Origin of the sequence: Streptomyces sp. NBC_01210 (assembly GCF_036010325.1) — a bacterium.
Taxonomy (GTDB): domain Bacteria; phylum Actinomycetota; class Actinomycetes; order Streptomycetales; family Streptomycetaceae; genus Streptomyces.
Genome location: NZ_CP108549.1, coordinates 7,669,836 through 7,695,892, shown reverse-complemented (window position 1 = coordinate 7,695,892; position 26,057 = coordinate 7,669,836). Strand labels below are relative to the sequence as shown.

The following is a 26,057-nucleotide window of genomic DNA, read 5'->3' as shown; positions in this document are numbered from 1 at the left end:
CCGCGTCCGCTCACCGTCGCCGCTTGCCGCCCCTGTCCTTGCCCTTGCCCTTTCCTCCACTTCTCCGGTGGATGCGACCGACCTGGGCGGCGGGCCGTCGGGCGGACTGATCGGCCGCCTCCTTCAGATCCGCCATCCCCGCCCGGTCGGGGTGGCCGGAGGCCAGAGCTGCGGCCAGGGTCTCGCGGGCGGGGACGTGCTGACCGCTCAGCATCTCCAGGACTCCGTCCGGCCCCGCCGTTTCCAGGAGCTGGAGCAGGCTCTCCGCGACCATGAGGAGGCTCTCCGGCTCAGTGAGGTCATCGGCGTCGAGGATCTCGCGCCGGACCAGGACGCTGATCGCGGTGGGCGCGAGCAGCGGATCGCCGCGCAGTCCCCGGGCCACGGTATCGCCGTCGGGGTGCGCCTCGGCGAGCACACTCAGCATGGCTTCGGTACGGGAACGGAAGGGGCAGGCACGCATCGCGTCGGTCAGCCGCTCCAGCGCCTCGGCGGGGCTCGGCCGAGCGGCGGTCCAGGTGGCGAGTTCGGTGCGCGCGGCATCCGGGTCGTAGTGGTCGGCGAGAACGCCGAGAAGTCCGGCGGCCGGGGCGTGGACGAGTTCGCCGAGGAGCGGTGCATCGCGGCCCTCGGCGAGCAGCCGGCGCCGTACCGAGTCGTGACCGAGTGTGGTGAGCCGGATCAACTCCACTGGCCGATCCGTGAGTTCAGCCTCCTGGGCGCGGGCACCGGCACGGAACCCGGCGTCCGGGTCCTGGAGGCGGGCGACCGTGCCGAAGAGTTCCGCGAGCTCGGGCGGCAGTCCGGCGGGCGGCAGCTCCGGCTCCGCGCTCAGCGGTTTCTCGACGAACACCGGGTCGGCCATCCCCTCGTACCGCTCAATCGCACCCAGGTCCTCAAGGGCGTCGAGCACGAGGCGCAGATCTCGGTCGGCGGCCTGGAGCAGCAGCCCCGCCCCGGTGCCGTATCCGAGATGCGTCGGTTCCCGCAGCCGCGGCCAGGGCATCGCGTAGGGCAGGCTGTAGAGAGTGTTGAGGATGTCGGGCACCACCTGCTCGAAGGTGTCGCCGACCACCGACGGGAAGTGCCATCCGCCGCGGGGCGCGACCAGCGGATCCCGGAGACCGGTGAAGGTCTCGAAGGCGCGCCGCCACAGTGCGAGTGGGTCTTTGAGGAGGGGCCGCGCCTTGGCGACGGCGTACATCCGCCCCTTGACGACCCGTACGATCCTGGCCTTCTTCGCCCACTCGACCGCGAGCCCGAGCCTTGGCAGTTGCGCCGAGGAGCGGACTCCTTCCACGCTGTCGCCCGTGCCCAGCTCGGCCACCAGCGCCCGGGCGTCCGCGATCCGCAGCGTGCCGGTCGCGGTGACCGGCCTGCCTTCGCTGCCCGCCCACGCACTGATCCCGCGCAGCCACGGCAGCACCGCGGACTGCTCGGCGAGCACGCGCAGCTCGTCCTCGGTGGGCAGGGCGACCGGCAGCTGCGGCTCGGCGCGATCCATTGTTGCTGGTCCGTCGGCGAGTTGGCGGGTCATCACCTGGTCCAGCGCCTTTTCGTCGTACGCGACCTCCCCGCGCCGGACCCGCTCAACGAAACCCTGCAAGGCCTCCGGATCGTGCACGTCCGTGCCCTGCTCAGCGGCCGTCGTCACCCAGAACTTCGACAGGCCCCAGCGGGTCCGGTCGGCCATGGCGGGCCCGTACCGGGGCGTCACGGCCTCGATCGCCGAGAGGTTCTCCGCGAGCGTGGCCCCACGCGGGTCGGCGAGCCCCATGGCGTCGAGGTAGCGCAACAGGAGTGCGAGCGTGCCGGGCATGTCCCCCGGCTCGTCCCCCGGCAGCACGGTTATCGTCCGTGGCAGCCACTCCAGCAGAAAACCCTCGACGTGCCGGGGCTCCCACAGCGCGAGCCGCCCGTCGCGCGTGCCGCGGTGCCGGTAGTCGAGTGCCGCCTCGACCCCGAAGCCGTCCAAGCGGTCACCGCGCTCGTCCGCCCACCGCCCCATCCGATGGATGAGAAGCCCGCACGTGGCCTCGAACTCGTCGGTCTCCTCGGGCGCGAAATACAGGCGCATCACTCGGGCCCTGCCTGTCGTACGGTCATCACTGAGCAACACGCTACCGGGAGAGCGGCACGCGTACGCGGGAACGAGGGTGGCCGTCACCGGCCCGGCGACGGCTTGGCACCGGCCCGTCTGCACCTGCACCTGATCGGCGAAGTTCCGCTCGCCTAACTGCGGGCCGGGCCCGGCTACCTGGTGTCGGTGGACGGCGTGCTCGTCGGCTCTCGTCCGGCCGAACGGAGACGGCCTGGGGCGCAAGCCCGTCGAACGATCCGGCGACGAACGGCATGTTGACGTCGATGCCCGCCACGTACGCCTCGTCATCCAGCACCTGGTCCGCGTGCGCCGACGGAAGCGCGGTAGAGGATGTGACGATCGGCTGCCCGCCCCGGGCCTCTGGCGGCGCGCGCTCCACGGCATCGGTCAGCGACCCGGGCCAATGAGCCGCAACACCCGCGGGCCCGGGCCCTCGTCCTTCACGGCGCGGCCGACGGCGCAACTCGGTCATCGGCTCCTTGCCGTGCCCGTGGCGGGCCGCCGTTCCCCCACTCCTCCTGCCCCCTGCCGAAGACTTGTCCAACCGCTTGCACCATCGATGGCAAGGGATACGGCGAGCCACCGGCAGGGCCGTTCTCGCATGCTCGACGGCATCGGCAGCGAATCGGTCCCGCCGGATTACGCACCCTCCCCGGTGTGGTGGGCGGAGCGACACGAAGGAGCCATAGTGCGATCGAGCCCGGCACCGGTATTCCTGGTCCTGAACACGAAGAAGATCCTGGACCGGCTTCCCGAGTGGTTTCCGGAGGCCAGACAGGAACTGATCGTGGTCAGCAGCCGTGGAGCTCTGGACGGTACCGACTTCCGCACTATGGCGCGGCAGTTCCGCCACCTCCACGTCGTCGAGGATTTCGAGCGGCTGTCCCTCGAGGACGATCTGGTCATGCTTTGCGAGCGCTTCGGCGTGCAGCGCATCCTGTCCACGGGCGAGCGCGACGTCCTGCGGGCCGCCCGCCTCCGGGAGCGGCTCGGTCTGCCCGGCCAGAGTGTGGAGGCCGCGACCGCCTACCGCGACAAGTACGTCATGAAGACGATCCTCGGGGCCGCCGGCGTCCCGGTGGCCCCGATGCGCAGGCTCACCAGCGTCGCCGACCTGACAGAGTTCGCCGCCGAGGCCGGGTTCCCGTTGGTCCTCAAGCGCCTGGATGCCGGGGGATCGAACGGTACCCAAGTGCTCTGGGAGGAGGCGGACCTGCGGCAGTTCACGCGGACCTGGGTTCCCGGGCAGACGGGTGCGCCGCAGCTTGTCGAGGCATGGGTCGAAGGCGACTTCTACCAGATCAACGGTCTGATGGACACCGGCAAGGTTCTGTTGGGCCAGGCGTCCTACCACCCCTACTCCGACTGGTTCTCCGTCGCCTACGACGCACCGGGGATGAGCGGGATGCTCCCCGAGGAACACCCGCTCACGGAGCGGCTCAGGCAGACCGCCGGGGACGTGGTGGCCGCGCTGCCGGGGGTTCCCGGGCCCTGCGCGTTCCAGGTCGAGTTCTTCCACACCCCTGACGACCGGCTGGTGGTGTGTGAGGCGGCCTCCCGCATGGGCGGCTCGATGGCCGTCGACACCCACGAGGCCACCCTCGGCGTGAACATGCACGGCGCCAGCCTGCTGGGCCAGGCCGGGCGTGGGGACCAGGTCCGCATCAGCCCCCCCACGGGGCTGCGTCAGGGGTACTCGCGTTTCCCGCCCGCGCGCGGAGTGCTCCGCCACCTGCCGAGCAAGTGCCCGCTGCCGCGGACCCTCAGCTATACCGCCCTGGGCGTGGTGGGGCGCTCGTACGACGGGTCGAGCGCCCTCGGCCCGTCCATCGCGGACCTGGTGTTCACCCTTTCCGGCTCCGACATCGTGTCCGAGATGCGCGAGGTCGAGGAGTGGTGGGACGCCAACGTCGTGTGGGAGGGGCGGCAGAACCCGGTGCCCGCGCGCTGGAAGCCGGCTCAGCGGCCGCTGTCAGCGTGACCGCTTCCTCCCCCGAACAGGTCGCCCCCGCGCCGTGGGCGACCGGGATCCGCCACTCCCTGCTCTCAGCCTTCCGACCGTCCCTCCCAGAGAGGTTGATTCCCCCATGCGAACACTCACGCCCCATCAGTCCCCGCCGGTGGCCGACACCGCCCTCGTAGTGCACGGTGGCAGGAGGCTCTCCGGATCCGTACGCACCTCCGGCTTCAAACACTCGCTCGTCACCATCACCGCGGCCGCGGCGGCGGCAGGCGCCACCGTACGCATCGACAACTGCCCCGACATCGTCGAGACCACCGTCCTCAGCGCACTGTTCCGGGCACTGGGCGGCTCCGCCGAGTGGGCCGACGGCACTTTGACCCTGAACGCCTCCGCCATGGACAGCGTGGAACTCCCCGCCGAACTCTCCGACCGGATCCACGGCTCCGTGTACCTGCTGCCCGCGCTGCTCAGCAGGGCCGGCCGGGTACGGATGCCGGCCAGCGGGGGCTGCCAGATCGGCGAGGGCCCTCGCGGCAGACCGGTGGAGCACTTCGTGCGCGTTCTGGAACGCTTCGGCGCCAGCGGCCGTACGATGCCCGACGGCGGCCTGGAGATCATCGCCCCGAAGCTGACCGGGTGCACCATCGATCTGCTCGACCACACTGACAACCGGGCCATGATCACTGGATCGACGTACAGCGGCGCCACGAAGACCGCGCTGCTGGCGGCCGCTGTCGCCCACGGCACCACCACTCTCCACCACCTGTACCCCAAGCCCGACGTCACCGACCTCATCGTGGTGCTGCGACAGCTCGGCGCCGACATCGAGATCGCCGGCCCCGAGACCGTGATCGTCCATGGAAGCGGCCCCGAGGCCCTGAGGCAGGACGTCCGGCACACCCTCGTGCCGGACCTGATCGAGGTCATCACCTGGATCTGCGCCGGCGTCGTGCTGGCCGACAGTCCGCTGTACGTCGCCGGACCCGGGATGCGCCGGGCCACCGACGCGCTGCGCCCCGAGCTCGACCTCCTGGACCGGATGGGCGTCCGGCTGGAGACCTCCCTCACCAGTTTGACCGTCCACCCCGCCGAACGTCCGCTGCGTCCGGTCGACTTCACCGCCGCCTCGCGTGGCGTCTTCAGCGACAGCCAGCCCTTCTTCGCCCTGCTGGGCGGGTACGCCACCGGCCCCACCACGATCACCGAGGCCGTCTGGACGAACCGGTTCGGCTACGTACCGGGCCTGACCGCACTCGGCATGCGGGCCACGCATGACCGGCACGTCCTGCGCGTCGACGGCCCCTGCCCGCCGCACCTGGCCGGACAGCACCTGCACGCCACCGACCTGCGCGCGGCCGCCGTACTGCTGCTCGCCGCGCTGGCCGTGCCCGGCCGCACCACCCTCGCCAACACCCACCATCTGGACCGCGGCTACCGCGACCTCACCAGAGACCTGCGCGGGCTCGGCGCCGACATCGCCACCACGGAAAAGGGAGCGATCCATGCCTGAGCGAGTGGATCTACCGAACATCGCCGGTCCCTCGCCGCGGGACGGCGGGCCCGCCCGACTGCTCGTCATCTGGCCGCCGCAGGTGCTCAGTTACTTCAACGCCGGTCATCACCTGGCGCTGTACCAGGTGGCCGGCCATCTGCGCGCCATGCTGCCGGACACCGACGTCAAGGCCGTTGACGCCAGCGTCGAGCGGGTGACCTGGAAGGACATCGGTAACGACCTCTTCCAGAACCAGTACGACGTGATCGCCGTCATGAACGACTTCGACGGCGTCGACGGACTCGGCCGCTTCCTGAGGTACGTCCGGGCGCTCAGCCCCGCGGCCCAGGTCGTCACCTTCGGGCGGCTCAGCGGCGTCAACCCCGAGCACTTCCAGAGGTTCGACCTGAACGCCGTCGTGGAGAACGGGGATTTCGAGGCCGGGGTCATGGCGGCCGTCGAAGTATTCCGGGGTCGCGCCACCACAGCCCCCGGCGTCCACCTGCGCCGCCCGGACGGAGCCGGCTGGACGGCCCCCGACCGGCCGGGCTCCGTACTGCCGTCCGAGGTCTGGCATCTGCCGGAGCCGGACGAGATTCCGTACGAGCGCTACGACGAGCTCTACCACAACGACGCCAACAAGTTCTGCGGCATCCCCCAGCGGCGCGAACTCGTCGTCCCCGCGGCCCGGGGCTGCCCCATCGGCTGCTCGTACTGCGAGGTGCACCCGATCTTCGGCAAGCGCGAACGCCGTCTGACGGTGGACCGGACGCTGGAGTACATCGACAGGTCCTTCAGCGCCGCGCCGTTCGAGTACGTGGCTTTCTACGCCCCCACGTTCACCCTCGACCGCAAGTGGACCATGGAGCTGTGCGAGCGGCTGGCCGAGCGCGGCTCACCGTACCCGTGGAAGTGCGCCACCACCATGCACCACCTGGACGAGGAGATGGTCCGGGCCATGGGGAAGGCGGGCTGCATCCGCATCAGTGTCGGCCTGGAGACCCTGGACCCGGAGGGCCACGGCGCCCTCCCCCGGTCCAAGCACAAGTCGGAGCAGGACCTGGAGGATCTGGCCTCCTGGTGCGCCGACAGCGCTGTCGAGCTGAACTGCTTCGTCATCGCCGGACTTCCCGGCACCACGGTTGCGGGCACCCGCCGGACCATCGCCAAGGTACACGAGCTCGGCGGCCGTGCCCGGCCCACCGTGTACGCCCCCTGGGAGGCGATGCGCCCTGGCATGGACGAGGACGACATGGCCGCCTTCAACCGCCAGCTGTTCGTCCCCGGCACCCACGGCCTCGGCCCGGAGGAGCTGCACGAGGCGTACGCGGTCGTGTTCGGCCAGCAGTTGGACGAGACCGCGGTGTACGAGAACATCCCCCAGCGCGAGGCCGAACGGGAGGGCTCCGCCCTACGACCGGGCGAGCCTGTGCCGCCCGGACTGCCGAGGGCGTCATGAACCACGACACGCTGGTCGGCGACCGGGCCGCACAGCACTCCCCGTTCCTCCTGCCGAGTGCGGGCGGCCGCTTCCGCAGCAAGCGGACGCGCGGCCCGGGCGAGGTGAACCTCAAGAGCGCCGGGCTGCTGCACCCCCGGGCTGCCGCTCTGCACCGGCGCACCCTGAGCGAGCTCGATCCGCTGGAGGTCCTGACCTATCCGGTGTTCCGGTCCACCTACGCCATGCTCGCCGAGCATCTGGGCACCACCCCCTCCTCCCTCGTCCTCACCGCGGGCAGCGACCCGGGGCTCGGCCTGCTGACCCGGGCCTTCCCCGCGGCGGCCCGGATCGTCATGCACACCCCCAACTACGACAGCTGGGTGAAGTTCGCCCAGATCGCCGACTGCGCGATCGACGCGGTCCCGCCCGATTCCGGCACCGGCCGGTTCGTCCTCGACGATCTCGTCACACGGCTCCGCCAGGGCCCGCCGGGGTTCGTCGTCGTCACCCAGCCGCACAGCTTCACCGGACAGCTCCACGAGACGCTGGAGCTCACCGCCCTGGCCGACGCCGTGGGCGCCCACGGCAGCCTGTTGGTCGTGGACACGGCCTATCTCGCCTTCGCGGAAGGGGGCGAGGACCGGGTACGGGAGGTGATGGGACAGCCCCACGTCGTACGCGTCAACAGCTTCTCCAAGAGCTACGGACTGTCCGGCGCCCGGATCGCCGTCCTCGTCGCCCACCCCTCCACGGTCCGCCACCTGTTCGACATCGATCCCGAGTCGCCGGTGTCCGGTGTCGCGCTGGCCCTGCTGCGCTCGGCCCTGAGACAGCACGGGACGTTCGAGGAGATCTGGGCCGAGGTCCGGTCGCTGCGCACGGAGTTCGCCCGGGGCGTCGAGGAGGCCGTGCCCGGGTGGCGGGCCCGGCGGAGCTCCGGGAACTTCGTCACCTGGGACGTCCCCCATCCCCTTCAGGCCGCCGAGGCCACCGCTTTCCTGTACGACCACGGATACGTCATCCGGGACCTGTCGGGGCAGCCCGGCCTGCCGGCCGCCGTACGGATCGCGGTCACCGACGGGCCGACCGTACGCCGTGTCACCGACCTGCTCGGCACCTGGTGGCACCTGGGGCGCACATGACCGGGCCGGCCCGGCGGCCGACGGGCGGCACCCGCACGATCGCGCTGGACGGACTGCCCAACGTGCGCGACTGCGGCGGGCTCCTCGGGCCCGGCGGCACACGGCTGCGGCGCGGGATCCTGCTCCGCGGCCCGGCCCCGAGCCCGCACACCGCCCCGGCCCTGTCGGAAGTCGGCGTGCGGACCGTGGTCGACCTGCGCCACCCCTCCGAGCGGGCCCAGGAGGACGGGCCCGGCCGGATGAACGCACGGGTGCTGCGCCGCCCGGTGCACGGGGACGTGACCCGTATCAGAGGCGTACGCCGTCCTGCCCCGAGCGTCTACCTGGACAACTACCGCGACATGCTGGGCATGGCGGCCCCGGTGGCGGCGGAGGTCATCGGCCTGCTCGCCGACCCGGACACGGCGCCGCTGTACGTCTGCTGCACGGTCGGCAAGGACCGCACCGGAGTGATCTCCGCGCTGGTCCTGCGCGGACTCGGCATCCGGCTCGCCGACGTCACGAACGACTACGCGCTCACCGGTCGCGCCTACCGGGCGCTGCGCCCCGACGACCCACGCCCGGACTGGACGTACACCTACGCCCTGGACGACCTGACGGCCCGTACCGCCTCCCCCCGGTGGATCATGCACAGCCTGCTCACCGCCGTCGAGCGCGAGCACGGCGACACCCGCGCACTCCTGGAACGCCACGGGCTGTCCCGGGCCACCTGGCAGGAAGCCGTACGGCAGGTCTTCGAACAGCTGGAATCCGAACGACAGGAAGAGGCCGAAGGCCTCGGAGAGGAGGGCTGATCATGCCGGTACTCGACCTCGGCGCCATCGAGCGCGCCGAGCTGCACCAGGATCCGTACCAATACGCCGTGATCCCGCGGTCCTTCGGGGACGACACAGCCGCCCGCGGGCTGTGCGACGAGTTCACGGTGGACGGATTCGTCCGCAGCGAGCGGCAGACGGGCTCCGGCGGCGGCAAGCAATACCTGATGAACAGCCGGACCATCATCAAGGACGGGCAGGCCGGCCGGAACGGCACCGTCGACCTTTCCGACCGGTGGCGGTGGCTGATCGAGGAGCTGCTGTCCGACGAGTACCGGGCGGCCCTCACCACCCTCACCGGCACCGACCTGGACGGTTGCTCGGTCGAGGCCCGGATGACCCGGTACTCGCGCGGCTGCTGGATCGAGCCGCACACCGATCGTGCCGACAAGGCCGTCACGCATCTCTTCTACTTCAACGACGTGTGGCGTGACGAATGGGACGGCGACCTGCGGGTGCTGCGCGGGCCTGACATGGCGGACTGCGTGCGGCGCGTCTCACCGCTGCTGGGCACCTCGGTGGTGATGGTGCCCTCCGACCACTCATGGCACGGCGTACCGCCGGTCACGCAGGAGTGCCCGGAAGACCGCCGGGCGCTGCTTGTTCACTTCGTCCGCGCTTGACCGGTCCCGACTGGAGAAGACCCATGCACATCCCCCACGACACCGCGATCTCCACTGACGTGGACGTCACCAGCGAGATCACACGCAACGGTTTCTCGATCGTGAAGGGCGCCCTCCTGCGCGTCCCCGAGACGATCGGTGACGCCGTCGGGCCTTTCGTCGCCTCTTACGACGACCTGCTGCCGGACCCCTATCTGCCGGACGGCGGCCGGTACCGGTACCGGCGGCACACCCGCTACACCTATGACGCCGTTACGGGCGAGCTGAGGGTGAAGGACAACCCCGGCTACTTCCAGACGCGGGAGAACAACCCGTTCGCCGGCGGGCAGATGCGCAAGTACGAGGAGCTCGACGAGGCGATCCAGTACAACCCGTTCCTCTGCTCGCTCATCGCCTTCAACGTCGCCCAGCTGCCGGCCAAGAAGGTGGAACGGTGGGAGGTGCAGGCGCACTGCGTACGGATCGTCGCCCGCCCGGACGAACGGGGCAGGCCGACACCGGAGGGGGTGCACCGGGACGGCTGCACCTTCATCAGCCTCCATATGGTGCGGCGCCACAACGTGAGCGGCGGCGAGACGCGCATCTACAGCCCGGACGGCGAACCGATCACCGAGACGCTGTTCACCGAGGCCTTCGACTCCTTCTTCGGCGACGACATCCGTATCCGGCATGGGGTCGGCGACGTCTCGATCGCGGACCCCGCCCTGGGCGCCGGCACCCGGGACATGCTCCTGATGAGCTACGACCCGGTGGAGCAGATATGAGCCCCCGGGAACACGGTTGTGTCGTCGTGTCGGGAGCCTCGTCGGGGTTCGGCTTCCGGACCGCCCTCCTGCTGGCCGAGCAGGGGCACACGGTGGTCGCCGTCGCGCGTCGGGAAGAGCGGCTGGACGCCCTCGCCGACGCGGCCCCGGCGGGCGGCCGGATCATCCCGCTCACCGCGGACGTACGGGACCGCGACGAGCTGAAGAGCGCCTTCGGCAAGCTGCCTGACGACATGCCGGACATCACGGCGGTGGTGAACAACGCGGGTCTTTCCCGGGGGTTCGGACCCATGCAGTCCGCCGATTCCCGGCAGTGGCAGGAGATGATCGACACGAATGTCACCGGCCTGCTCAACGTCACCTCCCTCCTCCTCCCCGGACTCGTCGAACGCGGCTGCGGCCACATCGTCAACATCGGCTCCATCGCTGCCCGTTACCCGTACACGGGCGGAAACGTCTACGCGGCCACCAAGGCGTTCGTCCACCAGCTCAGCCTGAACATGCGGACCGACCTGGAGGGCACTGGAGTCCGCGTCACCTGCGTCGCGCCGGGGATGGCCAGAACGGAGTTCGCGCTCGTCCGCTACGACGGCGACGAGCAGCGCGCGGACCGGCTGTACGACGGCGTCGTCCCGCTCACCGCCGACGATGTCGCCGAAACCGTCCTCTGGTGCCTCTCGCGTCCGCCCCATGTGAACGTCAACATGATCGAGATCATGCCGACCGACCAGCCGTTCGGTCTCGGCTTCGCTCAGCGCCGTGGTCGCGCCTAGCACGCCGGCTGCCGTCTCCGTACGGGCCGCCCGCCCCGCGGATGTCCCTGCCATCGCCGAGCTGTCGGCGCGCTTCGCCGCCGAGGACCTGCTCCTCAGCCGGACGCCGGCGCAGATCGCGGGCAGGGTCGGTGAGTTCCTGGCGGCGGTGAACGAGGTTCGGCTCATGGGGTGTGTGGGGCTGTCCCGGCGCCGTCGCGGTCTTCTGCTCTACAACCTCTGCGTCGCCCCGGACGCGCAGGGCCAGGGGATCGGCGCACTGCTGGTGGACCACGCCGGGCGGGTCGGCGCGGCCCTCGGCTGCCGGCTGCTCGTCGCCGTCTCGAAGCACAGTGGCCACTGGTTCGTTCAGCAGGGCTTCACCGAGCTCACCGCCCGGCAGATGCCTGCCGGCTGGGCCCACGCCTTCCCTCCGGGGCGGGGATCGCGGTTGTACGTGCGGCCCGTTACACAGCCCGGATTCGCCGAACAGAGCATCTACCAGAATCGCACAGAGAGTCGAAATTTATGATCATCTGCGGACTCAAACTCACTCATGATGGTGCTGTGGCGCTCCTCGACGACGGTCGGCTTGTCTTCAGCGTCGAGATGGAGAAGCTCGCCAACAACCGGCGTTACAGCACGGTCTCCGACCTCGGCATCGTCCCGGCCGTACTCGCCGACTTCGGCTACCGGCCGTCGGACGTCGACGAGTGGGTGATCGACGGTTGGGACGGCGACGAGCACGGCCGGGTCGAGACCTCGGACCGTGGCGTTCCCCTCGTCCTGCCCGTGGGCCCCTACCGGGAGTCCGACGCCTGCCCGGACCTGGTGCGGCCCTACGTCTCCGGCGAGTTCGCCATGGACGGCAGGACATACCCGTACACCAGCTACTCGCACGCGGCCGGGCACGTCGTCAGCACCTACTGCTCCAGCCCCTTCGCCGAGCGGGGCGAGCCCGCTTTCGTCCTCGTCTGGGACGGCGGCCTGTTTCCCCGGCTGTACTGGGTCGACCCGGACGGCGGGGTGGAGAACGGCGGCGCGCTGTTCCCGCTGATCGGGCACGCCTACGCCACGGCCGGCCACCACTTCGGCCCCTTCCGCAGGCAGAGCCAGTCCGCCACGGTGGACGACCTGTCGGTGGCGGGGAAGCTCATGGCGTACATCGCGAAGGGCCAGGTACGCGAACCGGTGGTGGCGGTGCTGCGGCAGGCGTTCCACGACACGTTCGAGAGCGACGACGAGCAGGCGGTGGAGTACCGGCGCACCGTCGGTGGCTTCGGCAGCCTCTTCGAGCCCTCGATGCCTCCTGTGCACGCGTTCTTCCGTGCCGTACGGGAGCGGGTGGAGCCCACGGGCGTGAGCGACGAGGACGTGCTGGCCGGCGTCCACCAGTTCCTGCAGGAACTGCTGACCGAGCGGCTGGTCGCCACGATCCTGCGGTGGAAGGGCGACGGGCCGTGGAACCTGTGCTTCGCGGGCGGCTGCGCGCTCAACATCAAGTGGAACAGCGCACTTCGCGCGTTGCCCCTCGTACGGGAGATGTGGGTGCCGCCGTTCCCCAACGACGCCGGGTCCGCCATCGGCGCGGCCGCACTTGGCATGATCCGGCACACCGGCCCCGGGCCCGTCGCCTGGCACGCCCGGCTCGGTCCGGCCCTGACGCCCACCGTCAGCATCCCGGAGGGCTGGACCTCGACCCGCTGCACGCCGCGCGAACTGGCCGGCGTGCTGCACGAGACGGGCGAGCCGGTGGTCGTGCTCAACGGCCGCGCCGAGCTCGGCCCCCGCGCACTCGGCGGCCGCAGCATTTTGGCCGCACCGACCGAGGCGGAGATGAAGGACACCCTCAACCGGATCAAGGGGCGCGAGCCGTACCGCCCCGTCGCGCCGATCTGCCTCGTCGAAGAGGCGCGGAAGATCTTCGACCCCGGCACGCCGGACCCGCACATGCTCTTCGACCACGACGTGCGGCCGGAGTGGGCGCCCCGTATCCCCGCCGTGGTGCACCTCGACGGGACCGCGCGGCTGCAGACCGTGGCGGAGGAGGACGATCCGTTCCTCGCCGAGGTGTTGTCCGAGTACCACCTGCTCAGCGGCGTCCCGGTGCTGTGCAACACCAGTGCCAACCTCAATGGCAGCGGCTTCTTCCCGGACGTGGCCTCGGCCATGGCGTGGGGCGAGGTCGACCGGATCTGGAGCGAGGGGACGCTGTACCGGCGTTCGGTATGACGGCCCACCAGACGCGCTCGGCCATGACGAAGGCGCTCATCCTTGCCGAGGCCCTGCCCTCGCTGCTCCGTCTGAGCGGCAGCACGATGGTGGTCGCGGCGGACGGCGGCGTCCTGGACGACGACCGGGCCCTGCGGTCCTTCGCGCAGGACGTGGCCTTCCTGCGACGGATCGGCGTACGGTCCGTCGTGGTTCAGGACCTGACCCGGGGCGCGGACCTGCCCCACGGCGCGGACCTGCCCCACGGCGCGACGCGGCACGGGCTCGTCGAACTGCTGAGTTCCTACGGCCCGCCTGCCGTCGGGCTGACCGGAGCCGACGCCGGTCTCCTGCGGATCCTGCTGGACGACGGTCGCATCCCGGTCGTGTCCGGCAGCGCCGGCGGTGCGTACGCCGGCACCGACCACGCAAGCCTCCCGAGGGCGGCGGCCATGCTCGCCGCCGCCCTGCGTGCCGACTCGCTCGTCCTGCTCACGGACACCGGCGGCGGCGAACCGCCGCCCGGCCCCCGCACGGCCACGATCGTCGACGGCCGCGCACCCCACGCACTGCTCACACACTTCTGCGCCGGGGACGAACCCGGACCCGGGAGCGCGCCGTGAGACGCCAACTCACCCGCGAGCAGGGCCTGTACCTGCTGGCGAACCTGATCGACAACATCGGCAGCGGACTGTGGGCACCCATGGCCCTGATCTTCTTCACCCGGGCCCAGCACCTGCCGATCGAGCAGGTCGGTACGGCCCTCACCGCAGGCGGTTTCATCGGCCTGCTGGCGGGCCCGCTCGGTGGCAACCTGGTCGATCGGTGGGGCCCGACACCGTTCGTCGTGCTCGGCAATGTGGCGCGGGCGGGTGTCTGCGCGCTGTACCCGTTGGTGGGATCGGCCTGGCACGTGGGACTGCTCACGGTCGTCTTCACGGCCTCGGAGCGGGTGTTCTGGACCGCGAACGCTCCGATGCTCGGCCGTCTGGTGCGCGAGGGCGAACTCACCCGGGCGTTCGGTCTGCTCGGCGTGTTCCGGCTCGTCGGGCTGGGTGCCGGCGCGGGCCTCGGAGCTGCCCTGAGCGGCCTGCTGATCGACGACGTGCGCGGACTGCGCCTGGTCACATACGCCAACGCCGTCAGCTACCTGGTGGCGGCCGCACTAGTGCTCGCCGTCGGGCAGGCCGTACGGGGCGCGGCCGTCACGGCGGACCACGGGGACGCGGCGCCACCCTCAGGGGCCGGATGGCGGGTCCTGCTGGCCGACCGGCCGTACTTGCTGCTGTGCCTGCTGCAGGTGCAGTTCACCCTGGCCACCCAGAGCCTTGTGGTGATCCTCCCCGTCGTCGCGCTGGACATCCTGCACGGGCCGTCCTGGCTGCCCGGCGTATTGGTCATCGTGGCCTGCGGCTGCCTCGTACTCGCCCGGGAACCCGCCCTCCGCTACGGCGAGCGCCGCTCCCGGACGCACAGCCTGCGGCTTTCCTGCCTGGCCTTCGCCCTGGCGTTCCTCCTGCTGGTGCCGGCGGCATGGCTCGACGTCCAGTGGGCGGTCCCGGTGGCGCTGGCAGCCGCCGTGGCGGGCGGGGTCGGTGAGGCGCTGTACGCGCCCGTCACGATCGCGATGGCGAACGAGGCGGCGCCAGAGGCGTTGAAGGGCCGTTACAGCGCGGTGTTCCAGACCGCCTTCGGTCTCGCCGGCGCTCTGGGTCCCGCTCTGTTCACCGGGCTGCTGACGGCCGGGAACAGTGTGCTCTGGCTGGCCCTGGCCGGAATATCGCTGTTGAGCGCTCCGGCGGTTTCCCGGGTGACCCGGGCGCTGCCGGCCCTGCCCGTGCTCGGTACGGCACAACCCGTCGAACGGAAAGGCGCCTGATGGCATGCGCAGAATCGTGATCGCCGGAATTCCGGGAGCGGGCAAGACCACGCTGGCGGCCAGCCTCGCGCGACGGCTCAAAGTTCCGCATATCGAGATGGACGGCCTTTACTACGGGCCGAACTGGACGCCAAGGGGCGAATTCACCGATGACGTACGGCATTTGACGAATGGTCCGGGCTGGGTCTGCGACGCCCAGTACCACTGGATCGTCGGCGACATCCTGGGCGGGCGCGCCGACACCTTCATCTGGTTGGACCTGCCACGGCGCATCGTGGTGAGCCGCGTGATCCGCCGGTCTCTCGTCCGGGTCATCACCGGGCGCAGACTCTGGCAGCACGGCAATGTCGAGACCTGGCGGTCCCTGCTGTTCAACCCGCAGCATCCGATCCGCCTGGCGTGGGCCAGGTACGCACAACGGCAGCGTGAGACAGCCGATTTCCTCTCCCGGCATCCCCACGCCGCCGTCGTACGACTGAAAAGCGCCGCTCAAGTGCGCCGCTGGCTCAGGACCTTGCCGTCGGCGGCGGCCGGCGACTCCGCCCGGTGACCCCAGGTACCGCCGTCGCGCCGGGCGACGTCGACTGTATGGCCTGTATGGACTCCATGAAATTCCCTTACGGATAGGAATCGGCCCGTGCAAGAAAATCCACAAGGGCACGGGCAAGGGCCCGGCAAGGGCCGGGGAGCAAGCTTGAGGACAGCGGAGACGGACCGCTCCCGGCCGGTTCTTCGGCAGCGGGCGTTCAACCCGAAACCCGAAGTGACGATCCCTGTCGAACCGTTCCGCGGGCTCCGGCGATTTCACGAGCCGCACTGGAATCCGTCGTCAGCGATCAGAAGGAAGGTGTCATGTTCAACACCGATGCTCGATTCATGCGCGTCGAATCCCCGTACGAGGTGCATCTGGCCCAGAACACACTGACCCGTGAGGACGTGGCTCGTCTCTATGCCACGGCGCCCATGGACCAGACGACTCCCATCACCCGGACCGATCCGCGCCACGAGAAGCTGTACCGGATGAACCTGGTCTATCTGATGGTGAACAACCAGAAGAGCCGGATCGTCGACTCCCTCTCGGAGGAGTGGAAATCGCTCTACGCCGATCTCGCCGGCGACGAGGTCACCCGCTGGCTGTCGGAGGGCACGGGAATCAAACTGGACGGCCTGTCCCTGGACATCGGCGTGTATACCCACGTCGACGGCGACTTTCTCTCGGCCCACAAGGACAAGCCCAATAAGGCGGTCACGGCCCTCCTTTACCTGAACGAGGACTGGCCGTCCAACGCCGGCGGCGAGTTCGAGATCCGGGTCTCCGGCGACCACCAGACCCCACCGGTGTTCTCCATCCCCCCGCGTCCCGGCCTGGTGCTCGCCTTCCCGCCCAATGACCAGTCCTGGCACTCCGTATCCCCCATTTCGACGGGAGATTCCCTCACACGGCTCCTCGTGCAGTTCGAGTACTGGTACGACCATGAGGACCGCTACCCCCTCTACCGCTAGGGCCGCCCGGCCACCGGGTGCGGATGTCCGGCCCGGGGCCGGTATCCGCTGGACAGGGGGACGGGACACCGCCCGGTCTTTCAGCCGCCGGTTTCCCGTCCCCGCCCACCCGGCCCGGCGCCCGGCCGGCGGGCCGTTCCGCCTTCATCCGTCGGCATCGGCGTCCTCGATCCTGCGGAGCAGCTCGTCGGCGTCGGGGTGACCCATCTCGGTGAGAATGGCCAGGGCCCGCTGCCAGGCGTCGTTGGCGGAGACCCGGTCGCCCTGGGCGTCGTGGGTGTCGCCGATGTGGGCGAGGGTGTCGGCCTCCAGGCCGTGGTCACTGATGTCCTGGTAAATGACGAGGGCACGCCCGTAGCAGGTGAGCGCCTGCTCGTACTGTCCGAGATGATGGTGGGCGCAGCCGAGGCTGTCCCAGGCGGCGGCCTCACCGTTCGGGTCGTCGATCCGCAGGTGCAACTCGACCGCCTGGCCGCAGCGTTCGAGGGCCGACTCGTACTGGCCCAGCAGGATGTGGGTCCAGCCGGTCTCGTTGAGGACGCTGGCCTGTCCGCTGACAATCTCACAGGACCGGTACAGGTCGAGCGCGTGCTGGTAGTGGCCGAGGGCTTCGTGGTGGCGGCCACGGCCATTGGCCATGAAGGCGAGTGAGCGGCGGGTGCGGGCCTGGCCGGCCCGGTCGCCGCATTCGGTGAACAGGGCGAGGGCTTGCCTCAGATGGCTCTGGGCCTCGTCGTTGCGTTGCAGCCGCACGCAGGCGAATCCCAAGGCGCGGTGGGCGTGGGCCTGCCCGAGCCGGTCACCCAGCCGCCGGGCGGCGTCCAGAGCGGTGCGCTGGATGCTGAGCTGGTCCTGCCAGCGTCCGCGCCGGTCGAGGAAGAGGTCCAGGGCCTGGGCCAGCTGCCAGGCGTGGACGAGGTATCCGGTGCTCGCGGCCTGCTCGATCACCGAGCGCAGGACGGAGAGTTCCGTGCCGAGCCAGGCCGCGGCCCGTTCGTGGTCGGGGAGGAGTTCGGGGCCGGTGCCGGGCTGGAGCAAGGACAAAGGGGTGAGTTGGACGCGGTGCGGGGCGAGCAAAGTCGCGGCGGCGTGGGCGGTATGCAGGTAGTGGTCGAACATCCGGTGGCGGGCCACCTGGCGGGTGCCGTCCGTGTCGATATCCTGGGCGAGCTCGTTGGCGTACGCGCGTAGCAGGTCGTGGAAGGTGTGGCGGCCCGCGGTGTGCTCGATCAGGAGGTGGGCGCGGGTCAGTTCGGCGAGCAGCGCGCGGGTCCGGCGGACCGGCAGACCGATCAGGCTCGCCGCGACCGGGGCAGAGAAGTCGGGGCCGCCCGGGTGCAGGGCGAGCAGCCGGAACAGCCGGGAGGCCTCGGGATCCAGGATGTCGTAGGAGCGCGAGAAGACCGTGCGGATGTCGGTGCTGGGATCGGTGCCGGCGAAGGCGTCCAGGTTGCCGTGGCTGCTGCCGAGTTCCGCGGCCACGGAGGCCAGCGGGAAGTCGGGCCGGGTGGCGGCGCGGGCGGCCACGACGGCCAGCGCCAGGGGCAGCTGCCCGCACAGGCGGATGATTGCCTCAACGGCCTCCGGCTCGGCCGCGACCCGGCCGGCGCCCAGACGCCGGACCAAGGCCTCGCGCGCCTCCTCCGCGGTGAGCGGGCCGAGGGTGAGCGGATGGGCTCCGTCGGTGGCGATCAGGCCGTGGAGCTGGTTCCGGCTGGTCACGATGACGAGGCAGCCCGGGGCGCCGGGTAACAGCGGGCGGACGTGCTGGGAGTCGCGGACGTTGTCCAGCAGAATCAGCACCCGCCGCCCCGCCAGCAGGCTGCGGTACAGCGCGGCCTGGGCGTCCGGCTCCGTGGGGACGTGCTGCGGCGCCACGCCCAGCGCGTGCAGGAACGTCCGCAGGGCCTCGGGGGCGGTCATGACGGAGCCGGTCGGGTCGAAACCGCGCAGGTTGAGGTACAACTGCCCGTCCGGAAACCGGTGGGCGACGTGATGGGCCAAGTGCACTGCCAACGTTGTCTTTCCGATTCCGGCCATGCCGTCGATGGCGCTGATCACCACGGTGGTCGAAGGTCGTGCGTCTTTCGGGCCGGGGAGCAGCGCGAGGGCGCGGGTGAGTTCGGCGTGCCGGCCGGTGAAGGCCGCAAGGCCGGCCGGCAGTTGGGCGGGGCGGACGGCCGTGGAGGACTGCCGCTCCACCGGGGGCACGCCGGGGGTGGGTTTCGGGTCGGGCCGAGGGCTGCGGTCCGGGCGGGATGCCGTGGGGGCCGAATCGGTCCGGCGGAGCACCTGTTCGTGGGCGGCGCGCAGTTCCGGCGCGGGACTTATGCCCAGTAGCTCGGAGAGCTTGGCCCGTACCGTCCCGTACACCTCCAGCGCCTCGGCCTGACGCCCGGTGGCGGCGAGGACCTGCATCAGCATCCCCTGGAGCGCCTCGTCCAGGGGATGCTGCGCGGCGGACTTCTGGAGGGCGGGCAGGACACGGTCCGCGGTGCCGGTTCGCAGCGCCAACCCGGCCGCCTGCGTCACGGCGGCGAGGCGTTCGCGGTCCACTGTGGTGAACACCGGATGGCTCCGTACCTCCTCGGGGAGCCCGGCGGCAGTCACTCCCTGCCAGAGGGCGAGCGACTGGGTGAGCAGTTCCGCGGCTTCCCTCAACGAGCCCGCCTCGGCGGCCCGGCGGCCCTGCTCGGCCAGGCCGCGGAAGCGCAGCAGGTCCAGCCCGTCGGCGTCGGCGTCCAGCCGGTAGCCACCTGAGCTGCGGATCAGCATGTCGCCCGGCGCCCTGGCCGCAAGCCCTGGCTGCAGCAGCCGTCGCACCGCGCCCACATGCCGGTGCACCACATTGACCGCGCTGTCCGGCGGAGCCGGCCCCCACATGACGTCCACGATGTCGCTCAGACTCACCGGCTGTCCCGCCCGCACCAGCAGCAGTCCCAGCAGGGCGCGCTGCTTCGGGGGTCCCAGCTTCAGTTCGACATCGTCCCGCCAACCCCTGACCGGACCCAGAACCGTGAATTTCACAGCCACTGAGGCCGCTGATCGGTGCATGCCACAGGCAGCTGGCGGCCGTCAGTCTTTCGGCACTGATTCGATGCTGTCGTCGACATACGATCCCTTCACGATCTTCACAAGCGCATCCCAACAGATGGGCTATTAATTATGCTTGAACCGATAAATTGCCCGACCGGCCCGGTGGCGGGCTTTGAACTGCGTGTCTTCGGCGCGATGACGGCACTGCACAGCGGGCGCGAACTACTGCTGGGCCCGCCGCGACACCGTGCGCTTCTGGGGCTGTTGCTGACCCGGCTGGGCCAGGTGATACCCACCGGCCAGCTCATCGATGAACTGTGGGGAGGCCGCCCGCCGCGCCACCCCACCGCCACGTTGCAGACGTACGTCTCCCATCTACGCCGTGCGCTCGCTCCCGGGGCCGGGACATCCGACTCCACGGCACTCGTACGCCACCGGACTCCCGGCTATCTCCTGGCGCTGGACCCCGACATGGCCGATATCTACCGTTTCGAGCGGCTGGTGGCCCAGGGACGGCGGCACGCGGCCGCGAGCCGCTTCGGGCCGGCTCGCGACCGGCTCACCGAGGCCCTGTCCTTGTGGCGCGGCCAGCCCTTCGTCGAACTCACCTCGTACGGACCGCTTGCCGAGGAGAGCGCGCGCCTTGAGCATCTGCGGCTGACGGCGGTGGAGATCCAGGCCGAGGCGTCTCTGGTGCTTGGCGAGCCGGACTTCGCGGTGGCCACGCTCGACCGGGAAGCACGCCGGTACCCGACGCACGAGCGAATCGTCGGCCATCTGATGACCGCTTTGTATCAGCTGGGCCGACAGGCCGAGGCGCTCCGCCTGTACGAGCGCACGCGCCGTCATCTGGCGGACGAACTCGGCGTCGACCCCGGCGCGGAGCTCCAGCGCATCCACACCGCCATCGTCCGCCAGGAGCTCGTGGCCAGGCCTTCCGGGCCCGCGTTCGGCACCCGCCCCGAACTCGGCGCCCACGCCGAACCCCGAGCAGGCACCGAACTCGGCCCCGACTCCGAGCTCCGAGCCGACGTCGAGCTCCGAGCCGGCAGCGAACCCCGCCCCAAGCCCGAACTCCGAGTTGGCGCCGAACTCGGCTCGGACCGGTGTCCCCCCGGGCCTGAAGCCGCCGCCGTGCGGCGCCACCCCGGCGGGACGGAGGAGCCGGGCGGGACGGAGGAGCCGCCCCCCTCACCCAGGACCGCGCACCCCTTCGTCGGGCGCGACCATGAACTCGCCACCTTGCGATCGCTCACGGCCGATGCCCTGAACGGCGGCGGACATCTGACGGCCGTCCTGGGCGAAGCCGGAATCGGCAAGACCGAACTGCTCGTGAGGCATACCGCCGAGCTGAAGTCAGCCGGGCAGCAGGTGGTCTACGGCAATTGCTGGACCGGCGACGACGTACCTCCCTACTGGGCGTGGTCCCAGATCCTCCGTCAGCTGTCGGTCTCGCGCCCCGAGGCGTTCGGCGCGGCCAAGGGGCGCTATGGCGATCTGCTCGTGTCTTTGCTCCCGGAGCATCAGAAAGACGCCGGGGCCGCGTCCGAGCGGAACGACGAGCTGATGCAGGCACGTTTCCTCACCCACGACGCCGTGTGCGAGACAATCCGCGCCCTCACCTGCGACCGCCCCTTGATCATCGTCCTGGAGGATCTGCACTGGGCCGACGGCCCCTCCCTGGAACTGCTCCGGCTGCTCAGCACCCGGATGCACGGCAGCCGGCTCAGCGTCGTGGTAACGGTGCGGGAGTCGGGCATCGGCGCCGAGCCCCCGCCCAGCGAAGTGATGAGCGGGATTCTCGGCGGCCCGAGGACGCGGACGCTCCATCTGTGCGGCCTGTCCGAACCTGCCATCGGCGCCCTCGTCACCGCCCAGGCCGGCACCGACGTGGGAGCCGACGTGATCGGTGCACTGCACGTACGCAGCAGGGGCAACCCGTATCTCCTCGGCCAGTTGCTGTCACTGATCGGCGGTGCGAAACGGCCGCGCGACGGACGGGCCGTACAGGCAGTCCTCACCGAGATCCCGGCCAGCACGCGGGGTGTACTGCGCCGCAGGTTCGCGGCTCTGCCCGCGCTGGTGGTGCGGGCGCTGCGCGGCTGCGCCGTCCTCGGTACCGATGTGGACCTCAATCTGTTACGCGGGGTCATGGATGAGGGCGACGCCCTCGAGCCCGCGATCGAGGCGGCGATCCAGACCGGACTGCTGCGGCGGCACCCGCAGGATCCGGGCCGGCTGTCCTTCAGCCACGTACTCGTCCAGGAGACCCTGCTCGGCGAGCTGAGCGGCGACGAGCGCACCCGGCTGCACATCCGGACGGCCGATATCCTGCTCGCCCGGCCGCGCGCGTCCCACGAGGACATCGACCGCATCGCCCACCACCTGTGGCAGGCATCGGCCGCACTTCCCGCCGCCGAGGTGTTGCCGCAGCTGCTGCGCGCCGCCGAACAGGCCGAACAGCGACGGTCCTACGACCAGTCCGAGACGTGGCTGAGGCGCGCCCTGCACCTGCTGCCGTCCCTCCCTCTGGAGGACCCGTCCAACTCGGACCTCGAACTGCGCCTCCAGGACAAGCTCGCCCACGTCCTGACCGCCACCGCGGGCTACGGCGACGCGGAGGCCGAAGCCACCCGCCGCAGTATCGCCCTGCATGCTGCCACCGGAGCCCCCGAAAAGCCTGCGGCGCTGTGGGAAGAATGCTGCGCGCAGATCGTCACCGGCAGGTACGACGAGTCCTTATCGACAGCCGAACGCTTGCAGACAATCGCCGAGGCCACGGGAGACCCGGCGGCCGAGCTCTGCGCCACCTACGGCCGGGGGATCGTCCTGCACGTCCGCGGCCAACTCACCGAGGCCCTGCTGGAACTGGAGAGGTCGGCCGAGATCTCGGACCGGTTCTCCTCCGACGAGCGCGCCACCCTGGCCCGCGTAATCCATCACGATCCGCGGATCCCCTGCCGTGGCTACGCCGCCCTCACGCACTGGCTCATGGGTTCCTTCGAGGAGGCCGGGCAGCTGCGCGAACACCTGCTCGCCCTGACCGAGTACGACCACACGCCCGCCGACCGCGCATTCGTCCGCTACCTTGACGCCCTGCTGGCCGCGCTGTCCGGCGACGCCGAAACGGCGGCGCGCTCCAGCGCCATCGGCCTGGAGACGGCTGCCAGGTACGGGCTGCGCCACTGGACGCTGATGCTCCGGGTGTGCCAGGGCTGGACCCGCGCCCATGCGGGCGACGACGGCAGTGGCAGCGGCAGCGCACTGATCCAGTCGGCGACAGACGACCTGCGCGCCAACCGCGTGCTCATCCGCCTCCCCCTGCACCTGGGTCTTCTCGCCCAGGCTCAGCACACCGAGGGACGCACCGACAAGGCGGCGGCCACCCTCGCCAGACTGGCCACCGAGATCCGGCTGCGCGACGAGCGCGCGTACCTCAGCCCACTTCTGCCCTTCAACACCCTGGGACAACTGGCGCGCACCCGCTGAACGCGGTCTTGCACTCGGCGCGAACCTGAGTTCGGCCGCCATCTGCCGGCCGGCCGAAGCCGGACCGCCCGCCTGGGCATCGACGTCCAGGTCGTCAAGGCCGGCCGCTCAACGCCGACGCCTGGGACAACCAGCTGCGCCTGGTCGCGGAGAACGAATGAGCAGCACATGGGGCATGCCCTCGATTATGGGTGGCCGTGCGTCCTACTCAACGGCCGGTCGGCGCCCGATGCCGAAGAAGGTGATGTCATGACCCGCCCCGACCTGCGGCCCAGCCGTCTCTCCAGCGCCGACATCCTGCGCGTCGGCGCAGTCGGACTGCGCGCCCGCCGCGCCCGCGTCATCCTCTCTGCGCTCGGCATCGCGATCGGCATCGCCACCATGGTCGCCGTCGTCGGCCTGTCCACGTCCAGCCGTGCCGATCTGATGGCGCAGCTCGACCGGCTCGGCACGAACCTGCTGACAGCGGAAGCCGGCAGGGACGCGACGGGCCAAGTGAAGCTCCCGAAGAACGCGGTCGCCATGGTGGAGCGCATCGGCCCGGTGCAGCACGCCACGGCCACGGCCGACGTGGATTCCCGGATCCGCCGCAGCGATGTGGTACCCGAGGAGCGGACGGCCGGGGTCACCACCCAGGCTGCGCGGCCGGATCTGCTGAAGGCGCTGGGCGCAGAGGTGGACAACGGTGTCTGGCTCGACCGCGGCAGAGAGCGGCTGCCTGTCACCGTCCTCGGCGCCGTCGCTGCCGAGCGCATGGGCATTACCGAACCCGGCGAGAAGATCCTGATGAACGACGAGCACATGGTGGTGGTCGGCATCCTGAAGCCCATCGAGCTCGTCCCCAACCTCGACCGGGTCGCTATGGTCGGCTTCCCGGCGGCGGAGAAGTACCTGGGCTTCGACGGCCACCCCACGACCGTCTTCGAACGGTCCTCGGACGCCTCGGTCGAGGACGTCCGCGCGGTGCTCGCCCCTACCGTCAGCCCCGGGAACGAGGGCTCGGTCAAGACACCTCACGTTGCTATGCCGTCAAGCGGCTCGGGCCACGCTCTCGAACAACGATGAGCTCGCGGATAGCCTTGCCGCATGACCGACACGGCCTCTGTCCAGCGCTCTTTGCCAACGTGGGACCAGGTGGTCGCGCTGCGGGACTTCATCCACGGACGGACATACGCTGCCGCAGCCCCCACCATCCGACTCAATGGAGAACCGCCCCACGCCCCCGGGTCTGCTCTGGCGCGCGTGGCGGAGGTTAACGGGGCCCTGTACGAAGTCACGTCCCACCTGTGCAGTCGGCTGTATGCCGAGCTTGCGACAGGTAGCCCTGGCCCCATCGCCGAGGCGTCGTGGGAGGCCCTCATGTCGATCACCACAGCCTGGCGCGAGGACCCGGAGCTGCCGGAAGGAATGAGAGAGCTGCTGCCGGTCAAGCCGCGGTGACCGCGAGGTCAGGCGTTGTGGGGAACGCGGACTGCTCGTCGAAGAGTTCGCGTTTCTGGAGGCAGTGGTAGAGCTGTCCGATCATGCGGTTGAAGAGATTGCGTTGGGCGGCTGCGTGCCAGTCGCCTTGTTCGCGTCGGCGCCGGTAGTGGGCGTTGGCTCCAGTGGATGCCCGTAGTGAGGCGAAGGCCCACAGGTAGCCGGCGTGGTTGAGCCGGTCGTTCTTCACCCACCGCCTGGTGATGGAGGACTTCTTGCCGGATGCGCGGGTGATGGGTGAGGAGCCGGCGTATGCCTTGAGGCCGCGGGCGTCGGCGAAGCGGGTGTGATCGTCCCCGATCTCAGCCAGGATGCGGGCGGCGAGTTGGATGCCGAGCCCGGGGAAACTCAGCAGCACCTCGGCGTCCGGGTGTTGAGGGAAGGCCTCTTCCACCGCCTTGGCCAGGTCGTCGGCGGCTGTGCAGGCTGCTTCCAGCTGGATGAGCAGGGCGAGCATCTGTTTGCCGAGCGCGTCTTCGACCAGGGGCGGTTGGTGGGCCCACTCGCCCCGGAGGACCTCTCGGAGGCGGTCGGCCTCGGCTTCGATGCCGCGCTGGCGGCCGGCTCGCTTGAGGGCTGCCTGGATCTGGGTGCGGGTCAGCCGTGCGGCCCGAGCCGGGGTCGGGGCGGCCTTGAGGAGTTCGCGGGCCTCGGGGCGACACAGTCCGTTGGTCCAGGTGGCGAATGCGGCCAGGGCGGCGGGGTAGTACTCGCGCAGCAGGGAGCGGAGCTGGTTGGCGAGCTGCTGCCGGTTCCACAGAGAGTCCTGCTGGGCGCGGGCCAAGACGGCGATCGCGCGGCCGAGGTCTGAGTCGTCGGGGAGGGGCCGGTGGGCGTGCATGTCGGTGCGGAGGATGTTGGCCAGGACCAGGGCGTCGCCGGGGTCGGACTTCTTGCGCGAGACGCTGTGCCGGTCGCGGTAGCGGGCGGCGGCCATCGGGTTGATGGCGAACACCTTGCGCTTGCCGGTCCGCAGGACGGCCACCAACAGGCCGCGGGAAGTCTCGATCGCCACCGGGATCGGATTCTCCTCGCTGTCGCCGTACTCGGCGAGCAGCTCCAGCAGGATCTTGTAGCCAGCCGCGTCGTCGGTGATGTGCCGCTTGGCGAGCAGCTGGCCGGTGTCGTCGACCAGGGCGACGTCGTGGGTGCGTTCAGCCCAGTCGATTCCGCAGTAGATCAAGGTTCCCTCCCCGGAGTTCGGCGTTTGCGCTGGTCACGAGCGCATGCGGGCCACGCAGCGACCTAATCCCAGGCCTCAACCGCATAGCGGTCGGGCCGCCACCTCACTAGCCGTTCGTGGCACCAGCGCACCTCACGGGCCTCGGTCTAACCGGAGAGCTCATGACTCGGGCGTAACGAGAGGT

General features: G+C 70.4%; 19 protein-coding genes and 1 pseudogene. 17 read left to right on the top strand and 3 right to left on the bottom strand.

All coding sequences use genetic code 11. From position 1 onward, the window contains the following. Positions 1-10 precede the first annotated feature (10 nt). Positions 11-2,077, bottom strand: coding sequence for a hypothetical protein (locus tag OG735_RS34700; RefSeq protein ID WP_327327088.1), 2,067 nt, complete (start codon positions 2,075-2,077; stop codon positions 11-13). A 712-nt stretch (positions 2,078-2,789) separates the two neighbouring features. Between OG735_RS34700 and OG735_RS34695 the strand changes: the two genes are divergently transcribed. The 14 genes from OG735_RS34695 to OG735_RS34630 all read left to right on the top strand — a co-directional run bounded on the left by OG735_RS34695 (position 2,790) and on the right by OG735_RS34630 (position 16,686). Beyond that, complete coding sequence (locus tag OG735_RS34695; RefSeq protein ID WP_327327087.1) at positions 2,790-4,082, top strand: ATP-grasp domain-containing protein; 1,293 nt, start codon at positions 2,790-2,792, stop codon at positions 4,080-4,082. 106 nt (positions 4,083-4,188) lie between these two features. Then, positions 4,189-5,574, top strand: coding sequence for a hypothetical protein (locus OG735_RS34690; RefSeq protein WP_327327086.1), 1,386 nt, complete (start codon positions 4,189-4,191; stop codon positions 5,572-5,574). Next, the gene (locus OG735_RS34685; RefSeq protein ID WP_327327085.1) at positions 5,567-7,015 is read left to right on the top strand and encodes a B12-binding domain-containing radical SAM protein; all 1,449 of its coding nucleotides are present in this window, start codon (positions 5,567-5,569) and stop codon (positions 7,013-7,015) included. The genes OG735_RS34690 and OG735_RS34685 overlap by 8 nt, the downstream gene beginning before the upstream one ends. Further along, entirely contained in the window at positions 7,012-8,139 is a 1,128-nt protein-coding gene (locus OG735_RS34680; RefSeq protein WP_327327084.1) for an aminotransferase class I/II-fold pyridoxal phosphate-dependent enzyme, read from the top strand. The genes OG735_RS34685 and OG735_RS34680 overlap by 4 nt, the downstream gene beginning before the upstream one ends. After that, positions 8,136-8,933: a tyrosine-protein phosphatase gene (locus tag OG735_RS34675; RefSeq protein WP_327327083.1), complete on the top strand. Its 798-nt coding sequence runs from the start codon at positions 8,136-8,138 to the stop codon at positions 8,931-8,933. The genes OG735_RS34680 and OG735_RS34675 overlap by 4 nt, the downstream gene beginning before the upstream one ends. Positions 8,934-8,935: 2 nt before the next feature. After that, positions 8,936-9,577 carry a 2OG-Fe(II) oxygenase gene (locus tag OG735_RS34670; protein ID WP_327327082.1) on the top strand — a complete coding sequence of 214 codons (642 nt, stop codon included), beginning with the start codon at positions 8,936-8,938 and terminating at the stop codon, positions 9,575-9,577. Between the two features lie 23 nt (positions 9,578-9,600). Continuing rightward, entirely contained in the window at positions 9,601-10,341 is a 741-nt protein-coding gene (locus tag OG735_RS34665) for a 2OG-Fe dioxygenase family protein (protein ID WP_327327081.1), read from the top strand. After that, a complete protein-coding gene (locus OG735_RS34660) occupies positions 10,338-11,114 on the top strand; it encodes an SDR family NAD(P)-dependent oxidoreductase (protein ID WP_327327080.1) in 777 nt (258 codons plus the stop codon). The genes OG735_RS34665 and OG735_RS34660 overlap by 4 nt, the downstream gene beginning before the upstream one ends. After that, positions 11,101-11,625, top strand: a complete 525-nt coding sequence (locus OG735_RS34655) for a GNAT family N-acetyltransferase (protein ID WP_327327079.1) — start codon at positions 11,101-11,103, stop codon at positions 11,623-11,625. Before OG735_RS34660 ends, OG735_RS34655 begins: the two co-directional genes overlap by 14 nt. Next, positions 11,622-13,325, top strand: coding sequence for a carbamoyltransferase N-terminal domain-containing protein (locus OG735_RS34650; RefSeq protein ID WP_327327078.1), 1,704 nt, complete (start codon positions 11,622-11,624; stop codon positions 13,323-13,325). The genes OG735_RS34655 and OG735_RS34650 overlap by 4 nt, the downstream gene beginning before the upstream one ends. A gap of 23 nt (positions 13,326-13,348) precedes the next feature. Further along, positions 13,349-13,927: an amino acid kinase family protein gene (locus OG735_RS34645; protein ID WP_327327077.1), complete on the top strand. Its 579-nt coding sequence runs from the start codon at positions 13,349-13,351 to the stop codon at positions 13,925-13,927. Next, on the top strand, positions 13,924-15,183 hold the full coding sequence (locus OG735_RS34640) for an MFS transporter (protein ID WP_327327076.1): 1,260 nt from the start codon (positions 13,924-13,926) through the stop codon (positions 15,181-15,183). Before OG735_RS34645 ends, OG735_RS34640 begins: the two co-directional genes overlap by 4 nt. A 4-nt stretch (positions 15,184-15,187) precedes the next feature. Further along, positions 15,188-15,733, top strand: a complete 546-nt coding sequence (locus OG735_RS34635) for an AAA family ATPase (RefSeq protein ID WP_327327075.1) — start codon at positions 15,188-15,190, stop codon at positions 15,731-15,733. Positions 15,734-16,035: 302 nt separating this feature from the next. Next, positions 16,036-16,686: a 2OG-Fe(II) oxygenase gene (locus OG735_RS34630; RefSeq protein WP_327327074.1), complete on the top strand. Its 651-nt coding sequence runs from the start codon at positions 16,036-16,038 to the stop codon at positions 16,684-16,686. 144 nt (positions 16,687-16,830) lie between these two features. Here the strand turns inward: OG735_RS34630 and OG735_RS34625 are convergent, their stop codons facing one another. Then, positions 16,831-19,713, bottom strand: coding sequence for an AfsR/SARP family transcriptional regulator (locus tag OG735_RS34625; RefSeq protein ID WP_327327073.1), 2,883 nt, complete (start codon positions 19,711-19,713; stop codon positions 16,831-16,833). A 138-nt stretch (positions 19,714-19,851) separates the two neighbouring features. Between OG735_RS34625 and OG735_RS34620 the strand changes: the two genes are divergently transcribed. The 3 genes and pseudogenes from OG735_RS34620 (at position 19,852) to OG735_RS34610 (ending at position 24,651) form a co-directional block, all read left to right on the top strand. After that, on the top strand, positions 19,852-23,211 hold the full coding sequence (locus OG735_RS34620) for a BTAD domain-containing putative transcriptional regulator (RefSeq protein WP_327327072.1): 3,360 nt from the start codon (positions 19,852-19,854) through the stop codon (positions 23,209-23,211). A gap of 249 nt (positions 23,212-23,460) precedes the next feature. Then, a pseudogene (locus tag OG735_RS34615) lies at positions 23,461-24,243 on the top strand (ABC transporter permease); the annotation flags it as partial. Positions 24,244-24,453: 210 nt separating this feature from the next. Next, on the top strand, positions 24,454-24,651 hold the full coding sequence (locus OG735_RS34610; RefSeq protein ID WP_327325149.1) for a hypothetical protein: 198 nt from the start codon (positions 24,454-24,456) through the stop codon (positions 24,649-24,651). Here OG735_RS34610 and OG735_RS34605 read toward each other — a convergent pair. Then, entirely contained in the window at positions 24,638-25,873 is a 1,236-nt protein-coding gene (locus tag OG735_RS34605) for an IS110 family transposase (RefSeq protein ID WP_327325148.1), read from the bottom strand. The two genes, OG735_RS34610 and OG735_RS34605, sit on opposite strands and share 14 nt — an antisense overlap. Positions 25,874-26,057 lie beyond the last annotated feature (184 nt).